Origin of the sequence: Streptomyces torulosus (genome assembly GCF_001419765.1) — a bacterium.
Lineage (GTDB): Bacteria > Actinomycetota > Actinomycetes > Streptomycetales > Streptomycetaceae > Streptomyces > Streptomyces torulosus.
Genome location: NZ_LIRK01000004.1, coordinates 1 through 19,297 on the forward strand (window position 1 = coordinate 1; position 19,297 = coordinate 19,297).

General features: G+C 68.9%; 27 protein-coding genes. 22 read left to right on the top strand and 5 right to left on the bottom strand.

The features are described from left to right. Window positions 1-2,580, bottom strand: a 2,580-nt coding sequence (locus AOK23_RS00350) for an RNA repair domain-containing protein (RefSeq protein WP_055710741.1), incomplete at its 3' end; no start/stop codon positions are given. Window positions 2,581-2,584: 4 nt separating this feature from the next. Next, on the bottom strand, window positions 2,585-4,300 hold the full coding sequence (locus AOK23_RS00355; RefSeq protein WP_055710742.1) for an RNA ligase family protein: 1,716 nt from the start codon (window positions 4,298-4,300) through the stop codon (window positions 2,585-2,587). Window positions 4,301-4,412: 112 nt separating this feature from the next. Between AOK23_RS00355 and AOK23_RS00360 the strand changes: the two genes are divergently transcribed. Continuing rightward, on the top strand, window positions 4,413-4,982 hold the full coding sequence (locus tag AOK23_RS00360; RefSeq protein ID WP_055710743.1) for a DUF1275 family protein: 570 nt from the start codon (window positions 4,413-4,415) through the stop codon (window positions 4,980-4,982). A gap of 535 nt (window positions 4,983-5,517) precedes the next feature. On the opposite strand, the gene AOK23_RS00370 is transcribed toward AOK23_RS00360, so the two are convergent. The 3 genes from AOK23_RS00370 to AOK23_RS00380 form a co-directional block, all read right to left on the bottom strand. After that, complete coding sequence (locus tag AOK23_RS00370; RefSeq protein ID WP_157877903.1) at window positions 5,518-6,705, bottom strand: HTTM domain-containing protein; 1,188 nt, start codon at window positions 6,703-6,705, stop codon at window positions 5,518-5,520. 1 nt (window position 6,706) lies between these two features. Then, window positions 6,707-7,264, bottom strand: coding sequence for a DUF5819 family protein (locus AOK23_RS00375; RefSeq protein ID WP_055710746.1), 558 nt, complete (start codon window positions 7,262-7,264; stop codon window positions 6,707-6,709). 407 nt (window positions 7,265-7,671) lie between these two features. After that, window positions 7,672-8,100, bottom strand: a complete 429-nt coding sequence (locus tag AOK23_RS00380) for a hypothetical protein (protein ID WP_157877904.1) — start codon at window positions 8,098-8,100, stop codon at window positions 7,672-7,674. A 1,027-nt stretch (window positions 8,101-9,127) separates the two neighbouring features. Here AOK23_RS00380 and rpsJ point away from each other — a divergent pair. From rpsJ to rplO, 21 genes are all read left to right on the top strand, one after another. Beyond that, entirely contained in the window at window positions 9,128-9,436 is a 309-nt protein-coding gene (gene rpsJ / locus AOK23_RS00385) for a 30S ribosomal protein S10 (RefSeq protein ID WP_003948644.1), read from the top strand. A 16-nt stretch (window positions 9,437-9,452) separates the two neighbouring features. Continuing rightward, window positions 9,453-10,097, top strand: a complete 645-nt coding sequence (gene rplC / locus AOK23_RS00390) for a 50S ribosomal protein L3 (protein ID WP_014674369.1) — start codon at window positions 9,453-9,455, stop codon at window positions 10,095-10,097. 7 nt (window positions 10,098-10,104) lie between these two features. Then, the gene (gene rplD / locus AOK23_RS00395; RefSeq protein WP_055517287.1) at window positions 10,105-10,761 is read left to right on the top strand and encodes a 50S ribosomal protein L4; all 657 of its coding nucleotides are present in this window, start codon (window positions 10,105-10,107) and stop codon (window positions 10,759-10,761) included. After that, the gene (gene rplW, locus AOK23_RS00400) at window positions 10,761-11,180 is read left to right on the top strand and encodes a 50S ribosomal protein L23 (RefSeq protein ID WP_055517285.1); all 420 of its coding nucleotides are present in this window, start codon (window positions 10,761-10,763) and stop codon (window positions 11,178-11,180) included. The genes rplD and rplW overlap by 1 nt, the downstream gene beginning before the upstream one ends. Window positions 11,181-11,218: 38 nt before the next feature. After that, the gene (gene rplB, locus AOK23_RS00405; RefSeq protein WP_055517283.1) at window positions 11,219-12,055 is read left to right on the top strand and encodes a 50S ribosomal protein L2; all 837 of its coding nucleotides are present in this window, start codon (window positions 11,219-11,221) and stop codon (window positions 12,053-12,055) included. 12 nt (window positions 12,056-12,067) lie between these two features. Further along, complete coding sequence (rpsS, locus tag AOK23_RS00410; RefSeq protein WP_004984529.1) at window positions 12,068-12,349, top strand: 30S ribosomal protein S19; 282 nt, start codon at window positions 12,068-12,070, stop codon at window positions 12,347-12,349. A gap of 43 nt (window positions 12,350-12,392) precedes the next feature. Further along, a complete protein-coding gene (gene rplV, locus AOK23_RS00415; protein WP_055517281.1) occupies window positions 12,393-12,740 on the top strand; it encodes a 50S ribosomal protein L22 in 348 nt (115 codons plus the stop codon). Further along, a complete protein-coding gene (gene rpsC, locus AOK23_RS00420) occupies window positions 12,740-13,561 on the top strand; it encodes a 30S ribosomal protein S3 (protein WP_055710748.1) in 822 nt (273 codons plus the stop codon). The genes rplV and rpsC overlap by 1 nt, the downstream gene beginning before the upstream one ends. 5 nt (window positions 13,562-13,566) lie before the next feature. Continuing rightward, window positions 13,567-13,986, top strand: coding sequence for a 50S ribosomal protein L16 (gene rplP / locus AOK23_RS00425; RefSeq protein ID WP_055710749.1), 420 nt, complete (start codon window positions 13,567-13,569; stop codon window positions 13,984-13,986). Continuing rightward, window positions 13,986-14,210, top strand: a complete 225-nt coding sequence (rpmC, locus tag AOK23_RS00430) for a 50S ribosomal protein L29 (protein WP_007494763.1) — start codon at window positions 13,986-13,988, stop codon at window positions 14,208-14,210. Before rplP ends, rpmC begins: the two co-directional genes overlap by 1 nt. Beyond that, window positions 14,210-14,497 carry a 30S ribosomal protein S17 gene (gene rpsQ / locus AOK23_RS00435; protein WP_006130775.1) on the top strand — a complete coding sequence of 96 codons (288 nt, stop codon included), beginning with the start codon at window positions 14,210-14,212 and terminating at the stop codon, window positions 14,495-14,497. Before rpmC ends, rpsQ begins: the two co-directional genes overlap by 1 nt. A 173-nt stretch (window positions 14,498-14,670) precedes the next feature. Continuing rightward, window positions 14,671-15,039 carry a 50S ribosomal protein L14 gene (gene rplN, locus AOK23_RS00440; protein WP_003998823.1) on the top strand — a complete coding sequence of 123 codons (369 nt, stop codon included), beginning with the start codon at window positions 14,671-14,673 and terminating at the stop codon, window positions 15,037-15,039. A gap of 2 nt (window positions 15,040-15,041) precedes the next feature. After that, window positions 15,042-15,365 (top strand): 50S ribosomal protein L24, encoded by a 324-nt coding sequence (rplX, locus tag AOK23_RS00445; protein WP_003992365.1) that lies wholly within the window; start codon window positions 15,042-15,044, stop codon window positions 15,363-15,365. Next, complete coding sequence (gene rplE, locus AOK23_RS00450) at window positions 15,365-15,922, top strand: 50S ribosomal protein L5 (protein ID WP_055710750.1); 558 nt, start codon at window positions 15,365-15,367, stop codon at window positions 15,920-15,922. Before rplX ends, rplE begins: the two co-directional genes overlap by 1 nt. A gap of 5 nt (window positions 15,923-15,927) precedes the next feature. Then, window positions 15,928-16,113, top strand: coding sequence for a type Z 30S ribosomal protein S14 (locus AOK23_RS00455; RefSeq protein ID WP_049567381.1), 186 nt, complete (start codon window positions 15,928-15,930; stop codon window positions 16,111-16,113). Window positions 16,114-16,326: 213 nt separating this feature from the next. Further along, window positions 16,327-16,725 carry a 30S ribosomal protein S8 gene (gene rpsH, locus AOK23_RS00460; protein ID WP_007384075.1) on the top strand — a complete coding sequence of 133 codons (399 nt, stop codon included), beginning with the start codon at window positions 16,327-16,329 and terminating at the stop codon, window positions 16,723-16,725. A gap of 24 nt (window positions 16,726-16,749) precedes the next feature. Beyond that, window positions 16,750-17,289 carry a 50S ribosomal protein L6 gene (gene rplF, locus AOK23_RS00465; RefSeq protein WP_055517273.1) on the top strand — a complete coding sequence of 180 codons (540 nt, stop codon included), beginning with the start codon at window positions 16,750-16,752 and terminating at the stop codon, window positions 17,287-17,289. Window positions 17,290-17,292: 3 nt separating this feature from the next. Then, window positions 17,293-17,676: a 50S ribosomal protein L18 gene (gene rplR / locus AOK23_RS00470; RefSeq protein WP_055517271.1), complete on the top strand. Its 384-nt coding sequence runs from the start codon at window positions 17,293-17,295 to the stop codon at window positions 17,674-17,676. A 39-nt stretch (window positions 17,677-17,715) separates the two neighbouring features. Further along, window positions 17,716-18,321 (top strand): 30S ribosomal protein S5, encoded by a 606-nt coding sequence (gene rpsE, locus AOK23_RS00475; protein ID WP_004984517.1) that lies wholly within the window; start codon window positions 17,716-17,718, stop codon window positions 18,319-18,321. A 2-nt stretch (window positions 18,322-18,323) separates the two neighbouring features. Continuing rightward, entirely contained in the window at window positions 18,324-18,506 is a 183-nt protein-coding gene (rpmD, locus tag AOK23_RS00480) for a 50S ribosomal protein L30 (RefSeq protein WP_003974250.1), read from the top strand. Between the two features lie 2 nt (window positions 18,507-18,508). Next, window positions 18,509-18,964 carry a 50S ribosomal protein L15 gene (gene rplO / locus AOK23_RS00485; protein ID WP_055517269.1) on the top strand — a complete coding sequence of 152 codons (456 nt, stop codon included), beginning with the start codon at window positions 18,509-18,511 and terminating at the stop codon, window positions 18,962-18,964. The last annotated feature ends 333 nt before the right edge of the window (window positions 18,965-19,297 follow it).

A 19,297-nucleotide genomic window follows, 5' to 3' on the forward strand; every position in this document is an offset into this window, starting at 1 on the left:
GGCGGCGTGCCGGCGGTGGGGCGGGGTAGGCGCCAGGATTTCGGACCACGCGTGGCCCTCTTCGAGCAACTCCCAGGCTCGGAACAGCTCCTGTGTGATCAGGTCACGCATGCCCGTCGTGACCTGATCCGTGCAGGGGGAGGGGGTGGTGATGGTGAGGGGAAGGGAAGTCCGCTCGGTCCCACCACCCACCGGCTCTCGCCAGTCCCACGCCGCCCACGTCGCGAAGAAGTGCCGCGGGAGGTCGGCCGGCGGCAGGTCACCGGCCTCGCTCGCCGTGCGGGCCGCCAGGACCGACCAGGCCAGCCCCGGTACGCCCCCGAACGGTGCCGAGTCGAGCCCCCGGGCCTTCGCCCATGCCTTGACCTGTGTGGCCAGCCGGGTGAAGGCCGGCCGGTGGGGGCCCACCGAGGCGAGTACCGCGTCGGCGTCGCTCACCGCACTGAGTGCGATCGCTGCCGCCTCGCCCAGTTCGTCCCGGCGGGCCACCGCCTCGGCGGGGTCCAGCGAGCCCGTGGCCACGACCACCAGGTCGACGTCCATCCCGTCGAGCCGCAGCCGCAACCCCGGCACCCGGGCTCCGACCACCTCCCGTACACCGGTCGCCTCCGGGAACGCGGCGGTCAACTCCGCCCGTAGGGAGGTGAGTTCGACGGTACCGGGGAGGGCCGCGACCAGGTCCAGGTCGGCGCCCGGCAGCGCGCAGCCCATGCGCCGGGAGCCGACGACGTGGACGACGCCGTAGGGGAGGGCGGCCGAGATACGGCGTGCGAGGCGGTCGGCCACGGCGGTGTCGGCCGCCTCGTCCGCACCCGGCGGTTCCTCCCCAGGCGCGGGCTGCGGTGGCTCCTCCCGCGCCCAGCGGACCTCGCCCGTGCCCAGCTTCAGTCGGCCCCGCACCCGCATCGGCTCGTCGCCGCGCCGTGACAGGAACGCCAGCTCGTCGACGCGGGCCGGCATCGGCGTGAGCCGGTCGGCGCAGTCGGCGGCCAGGGTGTTGGGGTCGGTGGTGCGGCCCAGGCTGAGGTGCGGGGTGAAGCCGTCGCGGCGGCCCCGGCAGCGGGGGAAGCGGTTCACCAGGGCGCGGTGCAGCTCGGCCCACGGCTCCTCGCCTGCCGCCGCCGGGTCCAGCCAGACCGTCGCGTCCTCCCGGTGCCCGAACCAGTGCACGCCCTCCAACCGGGCGTCGAACGCGGCGGTCGGCGCCGACGCCAGCACGGCCGCCGCCTGCTCGAAGGCGTGTTCCGGTACGAAGCCGAAGAGGACGTTGACGTGCGGGGGCCAGCGGTGGATCTGCGGGTCGTGCTCACGGCGGATGTCCTGGAGCGGTGGCCACAGCTCCTCCGGCGGCAGCCACGCCAGCGCCGTGCGCGCCGTCGCCGGGGCGTCGCAGACGTCCGCCTCCGTCACGGTGGGGTCGCCCACCGCCCCGGACGCGGCCGGATTCGTCGGTAGGTCCAGGTCGACCCGTACGGCGTAGTGGTCGGAGACATGGAGGCCCTCCGCCGTGGGCCGGTCGCCGTACAGCTCGGCCCGGCGCACGCGCAGGCCGTCGCCCGCCGAACGCAGCAGCACCCGGTCAAGGCGGGAGGCCCGGCCGCTGAGGGAGGAGATCGCGGCGAGGGGGTTGGCGCCGGGGTCGAAGGTCGGGGTCGTGTCGCCGGGGCCGTGCGCCTCGTTCCACGCGTCCCGCATCCCGAGGGTGACCTGCGGGGTGTCCCCGCCGTCGTTGAAGTCGCCCAGGAGGACCAGCTCGGCGTCCAGACCGGCCAACCCCTCGGCGATACGGGCCAGTTCGGCAGTACGACGACCGGCGCCGTCCGCGGAGTGGTCGCTGCTGAGGTGGGTCGCCGCCACGGCCAGGGGACCGGCGGCCGTCTCCACGACCACGGCGGTCACCCCTTTGTGCGGGCCCAGCGCGTGATGCGCCGACTCGCGCACCGGCAGCCGGCTCAGGAGCAGCAGACCGCACTCGTCCACGTCACGGCCGCCGGGGTCCGTGCCGAGCGTCCAGCCCGTCCGGAGCCAGGGCTCCCGCAGCAGCATGGTCAGCAGCTCCGCCTCGACCTCCTGCAACGCGATCACGTCCGCGTCGGCGTCGCGCAACGCCCGCAGCAGTGACGGCCGCCGCCGGGCACTGTCGATGCGGTCGGCGTCGTACCGGTCCCAGAGGGTGTTCCAGGTCAGGACACGTACGGTGCCGGCCGCCGTGCGCGAGGCCCGGTCGGCGGGGGCGGTCGTGGCCACCGGCGGCGCGGGCACCCAGTCCTCGTCGGCGGCGTCCCAGACATGGGGCGTGCGGGGCGTGAAGAACGGCGCCCGCAGCCGCCGGGCCTCCCGCACGCGCCCGGCGTCCGTCGCGTCGATGCGGTCCACGCCGGTGGTCCGGTCCCACACCACCTCGCCGTCGGCCTCGAAGAACAGCACCCGGTGCCACGGGATCTCGCCGCCCGGCACGAACGCGGGCAGCGGGACGCGCTTGGGCTCGGCGCCCCGCTGCATCACGCCCAGCACGAAACGGGCCAGGTCGAAGCGGGCGTCCCACCGCACCCGGTGGTAGATCTCCTCGCTCGTACGCACGTCCTCAGACCTCTTCCTCTACGGTCCCACTCGCCCCGATGTACCAGGTGCGATGGGCGTCGCCCGGGTACGGCGGGCTGAACCGGCGCACCTGCGCGGTGAGCACCTCGGCCGGCACCGGGTGCTCGCGGCGGGCGTTGCGCCGCACCAGCTCGTCCTCGTCGACGAGGACCACGGCATGGGTGAGCAGGGCGTCCCGGCGGTGGGCGACCGCGTGCACGAGCGAGCGCTGCTGCCGGGTGAGCGACGTGGCGTCCCACACCACCGTCCCCCCGGCGGCCAGCGCCGCGTCCAGCCGGTCGAGCCCCGCGCGCAGCACCTCCGCGTTGGCCCGTTGGTCGGCGCGCGCACCCCGGCCCGCACGCAACTCGTCCAGCGAGACGTACGCGTCCACCCCCGGCAGCTCCCGCCCGAACGTGCTCTTGCCGCTGCCCGCCGGCCCCACCAGCTGGATCAGCTTCGGGAAGTCACCCGCCCGCCACCGCCAGGTCGCGGCCACGGACTCCGCGGAGACCGCGCGCCGCCGACCGGCAGGGTCGTCCCCGGTGATCGCGCTGATCCGCCCCCGCGCGTACGCCTCCCGTGCCTCGGCCCGGCAGCGGGCGGCCGCGTCGGCGGGCAGGTCGGTGAAGGCGGCCCGCAGCGCGTCCCACTCCGGGCGGCCGACCTCCTCCGCGTGCAGCGCGGACCACTCCACCTGCTCCCGCGCCTCGTCCGTGTCCGCGGTGGCCCGGGCGACCGCGTGCAGCAGCCCGAGGTCGGCGGCGTACGCCATCCGCACCAGGCCCGACCGCCGGTCCTCGTCCGGATACGGCCGGTGCAGCGCCGGGTGCAGCCCGACGAGATCCGCGACCCGCCGCGCGAGCGGCAGGCCCACCACCCCGGCGAGCCGCGCCGCGAGCCACCCCCGCTGCCCGTGCCGGGCGTGCAGCAGGGCGGCGAGGGCTCCGACGAGCCGGTCGTCCCCAGTGAACCCGGCCGCGTCGAACCGCGCGAGAGCCCTCGCGTCTCCCGCGTCCCCTGCACCGGACAGCCCCACGGCCTCCGCCAGCACCGCCGCGTCGACACCGACCCCCGAGCGCATGTCCCACAGGGCGGCCCGCGCGCCCAGCCCGTTCTCCACGACCGCCGCGTGCATCCAGTGCGTGTCGGTCCGGACGTGCCCGGCCCGCACCCACTTGGCCACGCGCGCCCCGAACTCCGCCGCACCGAAACCATCCGCGACCCGGACGACGTACCCCTCCTGCCGGCCGAGGTCCAGCCGCAGCGCCCGGAGCGCCCGCTCGTCGAACTCGCCCCGCCACAGCACCCGCGGCACCGGGATCCCGAGCCCCCGCAGAAAGCGGACCGTGCGGTCCCAGTCGAGGCAGCGGCCCTCGGCGTCCCACACCGAGAAGCCGTAGAACCAGCTCTCCAGGTCCTCGTACGCGAGCGAGTGCCGGGCGAACATGTTCTCCCCGCACACCCGCCACCCCTCGGGGATGTACGGCCCGACCCGCGCCTGGAGCGCCTTGACCCAGGTGCGGGAGGGGTGGTGGGCGGAGTCGAGCGACCGGGCGTGGAGACCGTCGGCGTACAGAGTCGTGTTCTCGCCGTCGAGCTTCTCGGTGACGACGACCTCGCGCCCGCGCAGCCCGGACAGATCCGTGACCCGGAGATCGTCCGAGGTCGCGCCGGGGGACCAGGGCAGATGCCGGGTCCGCGGATAGTGCGTACGCATCGTGAACGTCCCCCGTGACAGCCGGCGTACCTGAACGGCCGGCGTACCTGATCAGCGTAGGAGCGCGGGGCGGTGGCGGGCGAGCGGATTACCCGGCGCTCAAGGTCCCGCTATGAGGCTCAGAGCGGGCGTCGGGCTCACCTCGGTCATGGTGGCACTCACGCTGACGACCGGCATGATCGAGGTCGTCAGCATCGGTTCCCGGTTCGAGTCGAGCGTGGACGCCCACGGCCGCCGCTGGTTCGCGTCCGAGCTGACCGTCGAGGCCCTGTTGCTGGGGCTCGGCGGCCTGGTCGCCTGGCGCACCGGCGTCGACATGACGGGCGCACCGGCGGACACACCGCACTTCGCCGTGGTCGCCGGGGCCATGGGTGTACGCAATGTGACCACCCTCCGGGCGCGAGTCGCGGACGTACCCCCCACGGTGTCCACCCGCGCCCTGACCGCACTCCTGAGCGACCTGCCCCCACATCCCGACACCCGCATGGGGGCGCGCCCCGGTGACGACGGCCGCAGACTCGCCTCGGTCGCCGTGATGTTCACCGGTGGCCTGCTGGGCGCCTGGCTCCTCCACGAGGAGGTCCACCCGGCGGTGGTCCTGCTGCTGCCCGCCGCGCTGGTCCTGGCCCTGGGCGTGGTCTACCGGGCGATGCCGCGACAGCATGTGTCGGAGTCCGGCTGAATGGTGACGCCCCCATGAAGCCACTGTGGATCATGGACGCATGACTCTCATAGCGAGCCGCCTGGTCGGCGCCGCCCTCATACTCACCGGAATCGCCGTCGGTTTCTGGCTGGCCCTCGGCGTACCTCAGGACTGGACCGGGGGGATGAGATGGTTACGCACCGCGCTGGCGCTGGCGTCCTTCGGCGCAATCAGCCTCGGAGTCCGCTGCGTGTTTCCCGACACATCGGATGACTCTCCTGACCACGGTCCGAGCGATGCCCCGCACGACAGCGCGAGCGACGCCCCGCCCGACACCTCGGACGGCGTCCGCGGTGGCCGGGGCGGTTCCAGGAGATCGTGCGGGTGATGATCCGGCCGCCGGGGACGCGGGGGAGCGTTCGCGGCGGAGGTAGTCGTGGGGCTCCAGTTCGCGCAGGGCGGCGCCGGGGCTGCCCCGGCTGCCACGGGACGCCGAGAGCCCTCGGATCGCAGGCTTCGTTGATGCACGCGTCCGAGGGCTGATGTTGCCACGGGCGGGGCGGCGGGGACGTGGTCAGGCGGTTGCCGCGGCCTTGGGCAGAGCGCCCCGGCCGGCGAGCGCCCGACGGGCCATGCCCGTGCAGCGGGCACCGCACCAGACCAGGAACGCCGTGGGCAGGAACACCGCGTCACAGGCGACCATGCCCAGCGACAGGAACGGGATGCCGAGTACCACCGAGATCCCCAGGTGCTCGAGGATCATGACAGCCAGCAGCACGTTCTTGACCTTGCGGTTGCCGAGGGTGAAGGGAAAGGCCACCTGCACGATGACCGTTCCGTAGGTCAGCAGCACAACCACCACGGCGTTGGCCGCGAGGAGTGCGGAGAGCCAGGGGAAGGGCGCGAAGTACTCCAGGTTCAGCGCGTAGTGCAGGGCGCTGCCCTCCTGCCAGCGAGAGCCCTGCACCTTGTTCCAGCCGGCCGTGGAGTAGATGAGGCAGACCTGCACGGCGATGGTCAGCATCGCGGCGTTGTGCAGCATGGAGGCGCCGGCGTCCAGCAGCGCACGCCCCTCGGTCTCACGGAACCAGCGGTTGGCCGCCCACCACACCCCCTGGACACCCCACAGTGTCCACAGGACGAGGGGCCATCCCGTGGGGCCGAACGCCAGCGACAGGAACAGACCGGTGGCCACCCACAGGGCGACTCCCGTGACGTCTTGGTGCGAGGCGGGGTGCGTGGCGTCGGCGCTGCGGGATGCGCGTCGCGCGTCCAGCGACCAGACCTGGGCGCACCGGGTGAAGACCAGGTAGATCACCATGATGCGGATGATGTTGTCGCCGCCGTCGCCCGTCAGAGGGTTGTGGTTCTCCAGCGACATGGTCCCGACCATGAGCACGACACACATGGTCCTGGTGCGCCAGCCCACCACCACCGCGAGAGCCGCTGCGATGGTCAGCGTGTACACGATCTCGAACCAGGCCCGTCCACCGGACCAGCTGAGCAGGCTGAAACTCTCGTTCATGCGACCCAGTTCGAGCGCCATGTCGTACGACAGTGGGCTGCGGTCGCCGTACAGCACGCGGCGGTGCGGCCATTCCCGGAGCAAGAAGGCCGCGATGACCAACGCCAGACCGATGCGGAAGACCGCGGCCTGATAGGGCGCACGGGTCGTGCAGGCCAAGCGCGCCCATCGCGCGATGCTCTCGCGGATGCGGTCCATGACGGATCGGCGGGGCGCCTCGGGCGTTACGGTGTTCAACTCACAGCCCCTTGTAGTCCTGGTCGGTCACGGGCCACCACGGAAGGACCCGATAGGTGGTCGTGTCGGACGCCTTCTCCGAACTCCATGACGGGGGCTGCACCATCGAGTAGCGACCCGCGATCTGTACGCCGACGATCCGTTCGCCCTGCCACTCGCGTCCGATCCGCTGAAGCACGATTCGCTTCAGATATTCGACTTGGATTTCCGCGCGGCGATTCGTCGGCCGATCGTTGGCGCCCAGACCGGATGTCGCGTCGTCCCAGGCCCTGCGAACCATGTTCTGGTGTACATGACTCGGTGCGAGACTGCCCTGGATCGCGGCCACGTCCTGCGCCGTGATGTTGATCCACGCCGAGGGCCGCGGGGCGGATCGGCCATTCTCCGTGGTCTGGAACCGGGCGCCGATGCTGTCGTTGCGCTGCTTCGGGTTGGGGGCGAACAGTTTCCAGTCCTGCCCGAATTCAGGCTGGACGTAGGACTGGATGGTGTCTCGGTGGGCCGCCGTGATGGCATTGGGCGGGCTCAAGGTCAGGAAGAGCATCGTCAGGTGCACCACCAGGGCTCCGACCAGAAGTACGGCGGTCGCCGTCAGGAGGCCTACCGATGTCCTCGACCAACGGCGGCCGCTGTCGCCGTCCGCTCGGGGAGCGGTTGTATCGACGTCCGCGACGGGGGCTGTTTCGGTCCCTGACGCAGAGGCAGGCGGAAGGCCTCCGCCGGCGGCCGGGCGCGGAGGGGGCAGGCACGGGGTCGCCGAAGCCGCTGTTGGCGGGCGGACGGTGGGAGATTCGCTGGGTTGTTCCATCACGTTCCTTCTGCTCGGCGGCCCGTGCGGTGAGCGAAATGCTCACCGCACGGGCCACACGCCCAGCGCGCTTGGCTCCCCGAAGGCGGAGGAAACGTCAGGCTGAACCGGGCGTTTTCAGAAGCGGCCGCTCGAGGGTTTCGGCGGTCGCTCCCAAGTCAGTTGCCGTTGGCGTTCCCGTTGGCGTTGCCGTTGGCGTTCCCGTTGGCGTTGCCGTTGGCATTCCCGTTGTTGCCGTTGTTGCCGTTGTTGCCGTTGTTGCCGTTGTTGCCGTTGTTGCCGTTGTTCCCGTTGCCTCCGCCGCCGATGAGCCCCGTCGTGAGCCCGATGTCGCCGATGATCACGGGGTTGAAGGTCGCGTTCTGCGTGCAGTAGCCGAACGTGCCTCCACTGCAGCTGTGGACGAGGTTGTACTCCCGGTAGTCCGTGTCATGTTCCGTTCCCTCGTCGTCGTATGCCGAGGACTGCGTGCTGCTCTGGATGTGCGCCCAAGGACGCTCCCATCCCATCGCCTGGGAGGCGGTGACCGTACCCAGGGAGACGCTGAGCACGGAGGCTCCCACTAGCAACACTCGAATGGCCCGCATGACGCTCCTTCACCTCTTTTTCGCGGGATTTATGACTCCCGCGGGTTTGAGTGGAGATTAGAGCAATCCTGAACCAGGAAATCAATTGATGTGGTCGTGAGGTGGCGGTCGGGAAATAAAAATACGTCGGACGCGCAGCCGCTCATCATATTTGCCGCCCGATTTCCTTGCTGGATGTGAAGCAGTGGAGGGGATTAATTGCGTAAGTGTTCGCCAAACACGGGATCGGAAACGCTGTTCAATCTTTGACCTGCCGGGCGTCCGTCTGACGTATCAGGGGCCTGGGAGTCGGCCTCCCGAACCGCAATGACGGCCGCCCGGCGCGACCAGCCGTTCTGTGCGAAGACGCGGCCGAGCCCAGAACGTCACAAGGCGCTGCGCGGCGAGTTCTTCATGGTCCAGAGGCGGGGCCGCAGGAGTTCGGCACGGCGTTCGATCGGTACCTGAGCAGCTACCTGCGGCGGAAGAACGGCGCTTCCCTCTCCCCGGAGCGGCGCAGGCTTCGCGAACAGGTGGCAGACATCTGGCGCTGCCCTCACACGCCGGCCCGGACGCCAGCGCCCGGCGCCGCCGACGGCCGACCTGACAGGCGTGCGACCGGCACTCGCCGCGCCCCGCGTTTGACCTGCGTCACGTCCGGGGTATGGTCTCCGACTCGATTGGCCAGGCCCCTGCCCCATATGGCAGACTGTCGGAGTTGCTCGGTCGAGTGTTGATGCTGCACGCCTCCCGCCGGGGGGACCGGAAGCGAGTCCCACAGTACTCGTCGCTCTAACTGCCTCACGGCAGCGCTGGGGCGGACGTACGGGAATCTTCCGGGAAGTGTGGCGCGGCGCCGGCCAGGCATCCGGTGGGCCTCCGCCCCCGGTCCGCGGTTCCGGTAGGGCCGTGTTCCCGCGCAAGGGATGTCCGAACAAGGGACATCTGTGTCAGCGGAAGCGCGACACGCCCGACCGCGTGGGTCGGAGGACGGACAAGGGAACACCGGGTTCCAGAGCGTTAGAAGAGACAGGACTACTGAGTAGCCATGGCGGGACAGAAGATCCGCATCCGGCTCAAGGCCTACGACCACGAGGTCATCGACTCCTCGGCGAAGAAGATCGTCGAGACGGTGACTCGCACTGGTGCGTCGGTCGCGGGCCCGGTGCCGCTGCCCACTGAGAAGAACGTGTACTGCGTCATCAAGTCGCCGCACAAGTACAAGGACTCGCGCGAGCACTTCGAGATGCGCACGCACAAGCGCCTGATCGACATTCTCGACCCCACCCCCAAGACCGTTGACTCTCTGATGCGACTCGACCTCCCGGCCGGTGTCGACATCGAGATCAAGCTCTGAGGGCGGTGATCTGAGAATGGCTAAGCAGATCAAGGGCATCCTGGGCGAGAAGCTCGGCATGACGCAGGTGTGGGACGAGAACAACCGTGTTGTTCCGGTCACCGTCGTCAAGGCCGGCCCCAACGTCGTGACCCAGGTTCGTACCAACGACGTCGACGGCTACGAGTCGGTCCAGATCGCCTTCGGCGAGATCGACCCGCGCAAGGTGAACAAGCCCCTCAAGGGCCACTTCGCCAAGGCCGACGTCACCCCCCGTCGCCACCTCGTCGAGATCCGCACCGCGGACGCCTCCGAGTACACGCTGGGCCAGGAGATCACCGCTGAGGTGTTCGAGGCCGGCGTGAAGGTCGACGTCACCGGCAAGAGCAAGGGCAAGGGCTTCGCCGGTGTCATGAAGCGTCACAACTTCCGTGGCCTCGGCGCCGGACACGGCACCCAGCGCAAGCACCGCTCTCCCGGTTCCATCGGTGGCTGCGCCACCCCGGGCCGTGTGTTCAAGGGCCTCCGCATGGCGGGTCGCATGGGCAACGAGCGGGTCACCACCCAGAACCTGACCGTCCACGCCGTTGACGCGGAGAAGGGTCTGCTGCTCATCAAGGGCGCGGTTCCCGGTCCGAACGGCGGCCTCGTCCTGGTCCGCACCGCGGCCAAGGGGGCCTGAGGTACCGATGAGCACTGTTGACATCCTTTCGCCTGCCGGCGAGAAGACCGGAAGCGTCGAGCTCCCCGCGGAGATCTTCGGCGTGGAGAAGGTCAGCATCCCGCTGATCCACCAGGTCGTCGTCGCGCAGAACGCCGCTGCCCGCCAGGGCACGCACAAGACCAAGACCCGCGGCGAGGTTCGCGGTGGCGGCAAGAAGCCGTACCGCCAGAAGGGCACCGGCCGCGCCCGTCAGGGCTCGACCCGCGCGCCCCAGTTCGCCGGTGGTGGCGTCGTCCACGGCCCGCAGCCGCGTGACTACTCGCAGCGGACCCCGAAGAAGATGAAGGCCGCGGCCCTGCGCCACGCCCTCACCGACCGGGCCCGCCACAACCGCATCCACGTCGTCTCCGGCGTGATCGAGGGCGAGAACCCCTCCACCAAGGCCGCCAAGAGCCTGTTCGGCAAGATCTCGGAGCGCAAGAACCTGCTCCTGGTCGTCGAGCGCTCGGACGAGGCCGCGTGGCTCTCCGCCCGTAACCTGCCCCAGGTGCACATCCTGGAGCCGGGCCAGCTGAACACGTACGACGTGATCGTCTCGGACGACGTGGTCTTCACCCAGGCCGCTCTCGAGTCCTTCGTCGCCGGCCCGAAGGCCAACGACACCGAAGGGACTGAGGTCTGATGGCCGTCCGTCACCCCTCCATCGCCTCGAAGGCGGCCAAGGCCGCCAAGGCCGCGCGCGTCGCCAAGGCGCGTCGCCACGCCACCGAGGGCAAGAACACCGTCGTCACCCCGGCGAGCAAGGCGTACACGGACCCCCGTGACGTCCTGATCAAGCCGGTCGTGTCGGAGAAGAGCTACGCGCTCCTCGACGAGAACAAGTACACGTTCATCGTCGCGCCCGGCGCCAACAAGACCCAGATCAAGCAGGCCGTCCAGTCGGTCTTCTCGGTCAAGGTCACCGGGGTCAACACGATCAACCGCCAGGGCAAGCGCAAGCGGACCCGCACCGGCTTCGGCCAGCGCTCCGCGACGAAGCGCGCGATCGTGACCCTCGCCGAGGGCGACCGTATCGACATCTTCGGCGGTCCGACCGCGTAAGCGGGTCGGATCGTCCGATATCGGACGAGGACTGAGAAATGGGAATCCGCAAGTACAAGCCGACTACGCCGGGCCGTCGTGGTTCCAGCGTCGCCGACTTCGTCGAGATCACGCGGTCCACGCCGGAGAAGTCGCTGGTCCGCCCCCTGCACAGCAAGGGCGGCCGTAACAACGCCGGTCGTGTGACCGTTCGCCACCAGGGTGGCGGACACAAGCGCGCCTACCGAGTGATCGACTTCCGTCGTCACGACAAGGACGGCGTGCCGGCGAAGGTCGCGCACATCGAGTACGACCCCAACCGCACCGCGCGCATCGCGCTGCTGCACTACGCCGACGGCGAGAAGCGCTACATCCTCGCCCCGCGCAACCTGCAGCAGGGTGACCGCGTCGAGAACGGTCCCGGGGCCGACATCAAGCCGGGCAACAACCTGGCCCTCCGCAACATCCCGGTCGGTACCACGATCCACGCGATCGAGCTCCGTCCCGGTGGCGGTGCCAAGTTCGCCCGCTCCGCCGGTGCCTCCGTGCAGCTGCTCGCGAAGGAGGGCGCCTACGCCCACCTCCGCATGCCCTCCGGTGAGATCCGCCTGGTCGACGTGCGCTGCCGCGCCACCGTCGGTGAGGTCGGCAACGCCGAGCAGAGCAACATCAACTGGGGCAAGGCCGGCCGCAAGCGCTGGCTGGGCGTCCGCCCGACCGTTCGCGGTGTGGCGATGAACCCGGTTGACCACCCCCACGGTGGTGGTGAGGGCAAGACCTCCGGTGGTCGCCACCCGGTCAGCCCCTGGGGTCAGAAGGAAGGTCGTACTCGTTCGCCCAAGAAGGCGTCGAACAAGTACATCGTCCGCCGCCGCAAGACGAACAAGAAGCGCTAGGAGCGGGTTTAGATGCCGCGCAGTCTCAAGAAGGGGCCCTTCGTCGACGACCACCTGATCAAGAAGGTGGACGCCCAGAACGAAGCCGGCACCAAGAACGTCATCAAGACCTGGTCCCGTCGCTCGATGATCGTCCCGGCCATGCTCGGCCACACGATCGCGGTGCACAACGGCAAGACCCACATCCCGGTGTTCGTCACCGAGTCGATGGTCGGCCACAAGCTCGGCGAGTTCTCGCCGACGCGCACCTTCCGGGGTCACGTCAAGGAAGACCGGAAGTCGAAGCGCCGCTAGTAGCGGATCGCATTCAGACACGTAAGTAACTGAAGGGACAACCATGGAAGCCAGGGCCCAGGCGCGGTACATCCGCGTCACGCCCATGAAGGCCCGCCGCGTGGTGGACCTTATCCGTGGCATGGACGCCACGGAGGCTCAGGCGGTCCTGCGATTCGCTCCGCAGGCCGCCTCCGTGCCCGTCGGCAAGGTGCTCGACAGCGCCATTGCCAACGCCGCGCACAACTACGACCACACGGACGCCAACTCGCTGTTCATCAGCGAGGCGTACGTCGACGAGGGTCCGACCCTGAAGCGGTTCCGGCCGCGTGCCCAGGGCCGTGCCTACCGGATCCGCAAGCGGACCAGCCACATCACCGTGGTCGTCAGCAGCAAGGAAGGAACCCGGTAATGGGCCAGAAGGTTAACCCGCATGGGTTCCGGCTCGGTGTCACCACGGACTTCAAGTCCCGGTGGTACGCCGACAAGCTGTACAAGGACTACGTCAAGGAAGACGTCGCCATCCGTCGGATGCTGACGTCCGGCATGGAGCGCGCCGGTATCTCGAAGGTGGAGATCGAGCGCACCCGTGACCGTGTCCGCGTGGACATCCACACCGCGCGTCCGGGCATCGTCATCGGCCGCCGTGGTGCGGAGGCCGACAAGATCCGCGGTCAGCTGGAGAAGCTGACGGGCAAGCAGGTCCAGCTGAACATCCTCGAGGTCAAGAACCCCGAGACCGACGCTCAGCTGGTTGCTCAGGCCGTCGCCGAGCAGCTGTCCTCCCGCGTCTCCTTCCGTCGGGCCATGCGCAAGAGCATGCAGTCCGCCATGAAGGCCGGCGCCAAGGGCATCAAGATCCAGTGCGGTGGCCGCCTCGGCGGCGCCGAGATGTCCCGCTCGGAGTTCTACCGCGAGGGCCGTGTGCCCCTGCACACGCTCCGCGCGAACGTGGACTACGGCTTCTTCGAGGCCAAGACGACCTTCGGCCGCATCGGCGTGAAGGTCTGGATCTACAAGGGCGACGTCAAGAACATCGCCGAGGTCCGCGCCGAGAACGCCGCTGCCCGTGCGGGTAACCGCCCGGCCCGCGGTGGTGCCGACCGCCCGGCCCGTGGTGGCCGCGGTGGCGAGCGGCGCGGTCGCAAGCCGCAGCAGGCTGCCGGCGCCGAGGCCCCCAAGGCCGAGGCTCCCGTCGCCGCTCCGGCTGAGAGCACCGGAACGGAGGCCTGACCGACATGCTGATCCCCCGTAGGGTCAAGCACCGCAAGCAGCACCACCCCAAGCGCAACGGCGCTGCCAAGGGTGGCACGCAGGTTGCGTTCGGCGAGTACGGCATCCAGGCGCTCACCCCGGCGTATGTGACGAACCGCCAGATCGAGGCCGCTCGTATCGCCATGACGCGTCACATCAAGCGTGGTGGCAAGGTCTGGATCAACATCTACCCGGACCGTCCCCTCACCAAGAAGCCCGCCGAGACCCGCATGGGTTCCGGTAAGGGCTCCCCGGAGTGGTGGATCGCCAACGTCAAGCCCGGACGCGTGATGTTCGAGCTGTCGTACCCCAACGAGAAGATCGCCCGTGAGGCCCTGACTCGCGCCGCCCACAAGCTGCCGATGAAGTGCCGGATCGTCAAGCGCGAGGCAGGTGAAGCGTGATGTCGGCCGGTACCAAGGCGTCCGAGCTGCGCGAGCTGGGCAACGAGGAGCTTCTGGCGAAGCTCCGCGAGGCCAAGGAAGAGCTGTTCAACCTCCGCTTCCAGGCGGCGACCGGACAGCTCGAGAACCACGGCCGTCTGAAGGCGGTCCGCAAGGACATCGCGCGGATCTACACCCTGATGCGCGAGCGTGAGCTGGGCATCGAAACGGTGGAGAACGCCTGATGAGCGAGAACAACGTGACTGAGACGAACACTGAGGCGCGGGGCTTCCGCAAGACCCGTGAGGGCATCGTCGTCAGCGACAAGATGGACAAGACCGTCGTCGTCGCCGTCGAGGACCGCAAGAAGCACGCCCTGTACGGCAAGGTCATCCGCAGCACGAGCAAGCTCAAGGCGCACGACGAGCAGAACGCCGCCGGCGTCGGCGACCGTGTCCTCCTGATGGAGACCCGGCCGCTGTCCGCCACGAAGCACTGGCGCGTCGTCGAGATCCTCGAGAAGGCGAAGTAATCAAGCGGGGGCCCCGCCCCCGCTGACCCCCGCCGGGGCTCCGTCCCGGACCCCGGCGTGGGTTCTCGCCCGAAGAGGCGCAAGTAATTCCTGCGGGGCAAATCCGCAGGACGGTTCCGCCAGGCTCTCCGGTCAACTCCCGGAGGGAACCGGCAGACAATCAGGAGATAGACGTGATCCAGCAGGAGTCGCGACTGCGCGTCGCCGACAACACTGGTGCGAAGGAAATCCTTTGCATCCGTGTGCTCGGTGGCTCCGGTCGCCGCTACGCGGGCATCGGTGACGTCATCGTCGCCACCGTCAAGGACGCGATCCCCGGTGGCAACGTGAAGAAGGGTGACGTCGTCAAGGCGGTCATCGTTCGCACCGTCAAGGAGCGCCGCCGTCCGGACGGCTCGTACATCCGCTTCGACGAGAACGCCGCCGTCATTCTGAAGAACGACGGCGACCCTCGCGGCACCCGTATCTTCGGCCCCGTCGGCCGTGAGCTGCGCGAGAAGAAGTTCATGAAGATCATCTCGCTCGCGCCGGAGGTGCTGTAAGCATGAAGATCAAGAAGGGCGACCTGGTCCAGGTCATCACCGGTAAGGACAAGGGCAAGCAGGGCAAGGTCATCGCGGCCTTCCCCCGCGAGGACCGCGTCCTGGTCGAGGGTGTCAACCGGGTCAAGAAGCACACCAAGGCCGGTCCGACGGCTCGCGGTTCGCAGGCCGGCGGCATCGTCACCACCGAGGCGCCGATCCACGTCTCCAACGTCCAGCTGGTCGTGGAGAAGGACGGCAACAAGGTCGTGACCCGCGTCGGTTACCGCTTCGACGACGAGGGCAACAAGATCCGCGTTGCCAAGCGGACGGGTGAGGACATCTGATGGCTACCACCACCACTCCGCGTCTGAAGACGAAGTACCGCGAGGAGATCGCGGGCAAGCTGCGTGACGAGTTCCAGTACGAGAACGTCATGCAGATCCCCGGCCTCGTCAAGATCGTGGTCAACATGGGTGTGGGCGACGCCGCCCGCGACTCCAAGCTGATCGAGGGCGCCATCCGCGACCTCACCACGATCACCGGTCAGAAGCCGGCCGTCACCAAGGCCCGCAAGTCCATCGCGCAGTTCAAGCTGCGTGAGGGCCAGCCGATCGGTGCCCACGTCACGCTCCGTGGCGACCGCATGTGGGAGTTCCTGGACCGCACCCTGTCGCTCGCGCTCCCGCGCATCCGCGACTTCCGTGGTCTGTCCCCCAAGCAGTTCGACGGCCGTGGCAACTACACCTTCGGTCTCACCGAGCAGGTCATGTTCCACGAGATCGACCAGGACAAGATCGACCGCACCCGGGGTATGGACATCACCGTGGTGACCACGGCGACCAACGACGCTGAGGGCCGCGCGCTCCTTCGTCACCTCGGCTTCCCCTTCAAGGAGGCGTGAGCGAGATGGCGAAGAAGGCTCTGATCGCGAAGGCTGCCCGCAAGCCGAAGTTCGCCGTGCGCGGCTACACCCGCTGCCAGCGGTGTGGCCGTCCGCACTCCGTGTACCGCAAGTTCGGCCTGTGCCGCGTGTGCCTCCGTGAGATGGCTCACCGTGGCGAGCTGCCGGGCGTGACCAAGAGCTCCTGGTAATCCCACCTTTTAGGGATTCCGGAAGCTCTCGGTAAGCACTGGGCGTGTCAGGCGCCCTCCCCTCCATGGCTTAGGCTGGGAGGGTTGGGCGCCTGATGGTCGCCCGTACGACTTACTACGCCGTAGGTCCACCGCACCGCACCCGCCTCGTCTCGGATCGAGGAGAGGGATGGGCACCTGGAAACCCCGGCGAGAGAGGCCGAAGGCCAATTCATGACCATGACTGATCCGATCGCAGACATGCTTACGCGTCTGCGGAACGCGAACTCGGCATACCACGACTCCGTGACGATGCCGGCATCGAAGATCAAGTCTCACATCGCGGAGATCCTCCAGCAGGAGGGCTTCATCACGGGCTGGAAGGTCGAGGACGCCGAGGTCGGCAAGAACCTCGTCCTGGAGCTGAAGTTCGGCCCCAACCGTGAGCGCTCCATCGCGGGCATCAAGCGGATCTCCAAGCCCGGTCTCCGGGTGTACGCGAAGTCCACCAACCTGCCGAAGGTGCTCGGCGGTCTCGGCGTGGCGATCATCTCCACGTCCCACGGGCTCCTCACCGACAAGCAGGCCGGCAAGAAGGGCGTAGGCGGAGAAGTCCTCGCCTACGTCTGGTAGCGGAAGGGAACGGAGGAAACAGCTATGTCGCGTATTGGCAAGCTCCCCATCACGGTTCCCGCCGGCGTGGACGTCACCATCGACGGCCAGACGGTCTCGGTCAAGGGCCCCAAGGGCACGCTGACCCACACCGTCGTGGCGCCGATCGAGATCGCCAAGGGTGAGGACGGCGTTCTGAACGTCACCCGCCCCAACGACGAGCGTCAGAGCAAGGCCCTGCACGGCCTGTCCCGCACGCTGGTGGCGAACATGATCACCGGCGTGACCCAGGGTTACGTGAAGAAGCTCGAGATCAGCGGTGTCGGTTACCGCGTGCAGGCCAAGGGTTCGAACCTCGAGTTCGCGCTCGGCTACAGCCACCCGATCACCGTCGAGGCGCCCGAGGGCATCACCTTCAAGGTGGAGACCCCGACCCGCTTCCAGGTCGAGGGCATCGACAAGCAGAAGGTCGGCGAGGTTGCGGCCAACATCCGCAAGCTGCGCAAGCCCGACCCGTACAAGGCCAAGGGCGTCAAGTACGAGGGCGAAGTCATCCGCCGCAAGGTCGGAAAGGCGGGTAAGTAAGCCATGGCATACGGCACGAAGATCGCTAAGGGCGACGCTTACAAGCGTGCTGCCATCAAGCGGCGCCACATCCGTATCCGTAAGAAGGTCAACGGTACGGCTGAGCGTCCCCGCCTGGTCGTGACCCGCTCGAACCGCCACATCGTGGCCCAGGTGATCGACGACCTCAAGGGTCACACCCTTGCGTCGGCGTCCACCCTGGACTCGTCCATCCGTGGCGGCGACGAGGACAAGTCGGCGCAGGCCGGCAAGGTCGGCGCCCTGGTCGCCGAGCGCGCCAAGGCCGCCGGTGTCGAGTCCGTCGTGTTCGACCGTGGTGGTAACCGGTACGCGGGTCGCATCGCGGCCCTGGCCGACGCCGCCCGCGAGGCCGGGCTCAAGTTCTGAGCTCGCTGCGTAGCTAGCGGAAAGAGAGAGGTAAATCCAATGGCTGGACCCCAGCGCCGCGGTGGCGGTGCCGGTGGCGGCGAGCGGCGGGACCGGAAGGGCCGTGACGGCGGCGCAGCTGCCGCCGAGAAGACCGCGTACGTTGAGCGCGTCGTCGCGATCAACCGCGTCGCCAAGGTTGTGAAGGGTGGTCGTCGCTTCAGCTTCACCGCGCTGGTCGTGGTGGGCGACGGTGACGGCACCGTGGGTGTCGGTTACGGCAAGGCCAAGGAGGTGCCGGCCGCCATCGCCAAGGGTGTTGAGGAGGCCAAGAAGCACTTCTTCAAGGTCCCCCGTATCCAGGGCACCATCCCGCACCCCATCCAGGGTGAGAAGGCTGCCGGCGTCGTGCTGCTCAAGCCCGCGTCCCCCGGTACCGGTGTTATCGCCGGTGGCCCGGTGCGCGCCGTGCTCGAGTGCGCCGGTATCCACGACGTGCTGTCGAAGTCGCTCGGCTCCGACAACGCGATCAACATCGTGCACGCGACCGTGGAGGCCCTGAAGGGCCTGCAGCGTCCCGAGGAGATCGCGGCCCGCCGTGGTCTGCCCCTCGAGGACGTCGCCCCCGCGGCTCTGCTCCGTGCGCGTGCCGGGGCGGGTGTGTGATCATGGCGCAGCTCAAGATCACGCAGGTCAAGTCCTACATCGGCAGCAAGCAGAACCACCGTGACACCCTGCGCTCCCTTGGTCTCAAGGGCATCAACACGCAGGTCGTCAAGGAGGACCGCCCCGAGTTCCGCGGCATGGTGCACACCGTCCGCCACCTCGTGACGGTCGAGGAGGTCGACTGATCATGGCGGAGAACAACCCGCTCAAGATCCACAACCTCCGTCCCGCCCCGGGTGCCAAGACCGCCAAGACCCGTGTCGGTCGTGGTGAGGCCTCGAAGGGTAAGACGGCCGGTCGTGGTACCAAGGGCACCAAGGCCCGCTACCAGGTTCCGGAGCGCTTCGAGGGTGGCCAGATGCCCCTCCACATGCGTCTCCCGAAGCTGAAGGGCTTCAAGAACCCGTTCAAGACCGAGTTCCAGGTCGTGAACCTCGACAAGCTGGCCGCGCTCTACCCCGAGGGTGGCGAGGTCACCGTCGAGGGTCTGGTGGCCAAGGGTGCCGTTCGCAAGAACAGCCTCGTCAAGGTCCTCGGCCAGGGCGAGATCTCCGTGGCGCTGCAGGTGACGGTCGACGCCGTCTCCGGCTCCGCCAAGGAGAAGATCACCGCCGCCGGCGGCAGCGTCACCGAGCTCATCTGAGCCCGGGCGGCCGCGCCGCGCAGCACGTACGAAGGCCGGGTGGTTCCCCTCACGGGGGGAGCCGCTCGGCCTTCGGCGTTCACCCGGCGCGAAATGGCCGCGGTCGGCGCTCCCGGCGTTGTCCCGCGGGGAACTCCGGCGGACGAGGATTCGTCGTACACCGTGGTGACTGTGCGGTAGCTCTCCGCGCGGCGAGTACGGAGTCCGGTGCGCGATCTGCGCCGTTTCCTCCGGTTCGTCGCCGCGGTCGGTGACAGGGGGAGACGCTCGGCGGAAGATCCCGTCCGGTGTGCGGAGTTCGAACGCGTGACGGGATCCGGTGGACGGCGGGTG